General features: G+C 71.3%; 4 protein-coding genes. 1 reads left to right on the top strand and 3 read right to left on the bottom strand.

Annotated features, from left to right (window positions below; genetic code table 11):
- The 3 genes from C667_RS22065 to C667_RS22055 form a co-directional block, all read right to left on the bottom strand.
- Nucleotides 1-287, bottom strand: a 287-nt coding sequence (locus C667_RS22065; RefSeq protein WP_004385429.1) for a tetraacyldisaccharide 4'-kinase, incomplete at its 3' end; no start/stop codon positions are given.
- A 34-nt stretch (nucleotides 288-321) separates the two neighbouring features.
- Nucleotides 322-747: an ExbD/TolR family protein gene (locus tag C667_RS22060; RefSeq protein ID WP_004385428.1), complete on the bottom strand. Its 426-nt coding sequence runs from the start codon at nucleotides 745-747 to the stop codon at nucleotides 322-324.
- Nucleotides 748-758: 11 nt separating this feature from the next.
- On the bottom strand, nucleotides 759-1,367 hold the full coding sequence (locus tag C667_RS22055) for a MotA/TolQ/ExbB proton channel family protein (RefSeq protein ID WP_004385427.1): 609 nt from the start codon (nucleotides 1,365-1,367) through the stop codon (nucleotides 759-761).
- A 362-nt stretch (nucleotides 1,368-1,729) separates the two neighbouring features.
- Between C667_RS22055 and xseA the strand changes: the two genes are divergently transcribed.
- Nucleotides 1,730-2,575: exodeoxyribonuclease VII large subunit (gene xseA, locus C667_RS22050; protein ID WP_004385425.1), on the top strand; the 846-nt coding region annotated here is incomplete at its 3' end.

Below are 2,575 nucleotides of genomic sequence, written 5' to 3'. Positions count from 1 at the left end.
AGGGCGAGCCCGCCCTGCGCGCTCGCCGTGCCGCCATGGCCGCGGCTGACGATGCCGGGTCGGTGGCCGGCGGCGCGCAGCATCCCGGCCAGCCAGTCGACCACCGGCGTCTTGCCGCTGCCGCCGACGGCGATGTTGCCCACCACGATCACCGCCACCGGAAGGCGCTGCGGCCGCGCGCGCGCGCGACGGCGGCGGGCGAGGACGCCGAACAGCAGGGAGAGCGGACGCAGGGCGTGCGCGAGGGCGCCGCGGCGCTGCCAGAACGCGGGGGCCTGCGTCGCCACGCTCAGTCCCGGAGGCGGCGCGGGCCGGATGGCCTCACTGCGCCGACGACTGGGTGGCGAAGGTGATGTGCGGCAGCCCGGCGCGCTGCGCGGCCTGCATCACGTCCACCACGCTCTGGTGCGGCGTGCGCGCGTCGGCGTTGATCACCACCACCGGCGGCGTGTCGCCGTCGGCCGGGGCCGACTTGCCGAGCGCGGCGGCGATCGCCTCGACGCTGCGCTCGCCCACCGCCTGGCGATTCACCAGCACCTCGCCGGCGGCGGTCACCGCCACCACGATCTCGCGCGTCTCGGCCTCGCTGCCCTCGGCCTCGGCGGTGGGCAGGTTGATCTCCAGGCCGGAGACCTTGGAGAAGGTGGTGGTCAGCATCAGGAAGATGATGATCACCAGCACCACGTCGATGAGCGGGATCAGGTTGATCTCGGGCTCGCCGTTGCGGCTGCCGCGGCGGAAGTTCATCGCCCGCTCCCTTACGCCCGGCGCTCGCCGTGCGCGACCTCGACGAGCTTGATCGCCTGCTGCTCCATGTCGATCACGAAGCTGTCGATCAGCGCGCGGAAGTGACGCCAGAAGATCATCGCCGGGATCGCGATGATGAGGCCGAGGCCGGTGGTATACAGCGCGATCGAGATGCCCTGCGCGAGCTGGGCCGGGTTGGCGCCGCTCACGCCCTGCGAGGCGAAGATGTCGATCATGCCGATGATGGTCCCGAGCAGGCCCATCAGCGGGCTGATCGCGGCGATCGTGCCGAGGGTGGTGAGGAAGCGCTCGAGCTCGTGCACCACCGCGCGCCCGGTCTCCTCGATGGACTCCTTCATCACCTCGCGCGGGCTGTGCACGTTGCGCAGGCCGGCGGCGAGCACGCGACCGAGCGGCGAGTGCGCGGCGACGCGCTCGACCATCTCGCCCGAGGGCCCGATCTGACGCAGGTCGTTCAGCACCTTGTCGAGCAGCCCGGGCGGCACGATGCGCGAACGCCGCAGGGTGATCGAGCGCTCGATGATGAGCGCCACCGCGATGACCGACGCCAGTATCAGGGGCCAGATCGGCCAGCCAACGGCCTGGATGATCGCGAACACGCGGGCTCACCTCTTCATGGGAAAGGCGAGACTCTAGCGCCGCGCCCCCCGCCCGGCAAGCCGCATGCATCACGCTGCGCATACCGGGGCGCAGCGCATGTCGCGGCATGCGGGGCTTATACACAGCGGCCACGGGACGGGTCACGGCAATCCACAGAAGCTGTGGATAAGTTTGTGGACGATTTCGGGATCCTGCCCGCAAAGCCCGCAACGGCAGGCTTTCCCTCACTCCGATGCAAAATTGTGCAAGCACCCGAAACCTTATGAATCAATAACTTGCAATATCACCCCTTATCGATCAAGGACTTGCGAGCGCGCCCTTGACAAGGTCGAAAGCCTGTGGATTCCGCTACAATCCGGGCATGCCCGCGAACTCCTTCTTGCCCGCAAACGGCGCCGCGACGCCCGCCGCGCAGGTCCTCAGCGTCTCCGAACTCAACCGCATGGCGCGCGAGCTGCTCGAATCCACGCTGCCCCCGATGTGGGTGGGCGGCGAGATCTCCAACCTCGTCCGCGCCGCCTCCGGCCACGTCTACTTCACCCTCAAGGACGCCTCCGCCCAGGTGCGCTGCGCGATGTGGCGCAACCGCGCGCAGTTGCTCGCCTTCCGCCCCGAGAACGGCATGCGCGTCGAGGCGCGCGCGCTCGTCACCCTGTACGAGGCGCGCGGCGACTACCAGCTCAGCGTCGAGGCGCTGCGCCCGGCCGGCATCGGCAGCCTGTTCGAGGCCTTCAACCGGCTCAAGGCCAAGCTCGCCGCCGAAGGCCTCTTCGACGAGGCCGGCCGGCGCGCGCTGCCGCGCTACCCGCGCGCGCTCGGCATCGTCACCTCGCCGCAGGCCGCCGCGCTGCGCGACGTGCTGGTCACTTTACGGCGGCGCGCACCGCATCTTCCGGTGGTGCTCTACCCCGCGCCGGTGCAGGGCGCCGACGCCCCCGCGCGCCTGCTCGAGGCGGTCCGCAGCGCCGGCCGGCGCGCCGCGGAGGATGGCGTCGATGCGCTGCTGCTGGTGCGCGGCGGCGGCAGCATCGAGGACCTGTGGGCCTTCAACGACGAGGCCCTGGCGCGCGCCCTGCGCGCCTGCCCGCTGCCGGTCGTGTGCGGCGTGGGCCACGAGACCGACTTCACCATCGCCGACTTCGCCGCCGACCTGCGCGCGCCCACGCCGACCGGCGCCGCCGAGCTCGCCAGCGCGGGCTGGTACGCC

Source organism: Thauera phenylacetica B4P, from assembly GCF_000310225.1.
Taxonomy (GTDB): domain Bacteria; phylum Pseudomonadota; class Gammaproteobacteria; order Burkholderiales; family Rhodocyclaceae; genus Thauera; species Thauera phenylacetica.
This window is presented reverse-complemented; position numbering and strand designations above follow the sequence as displayed.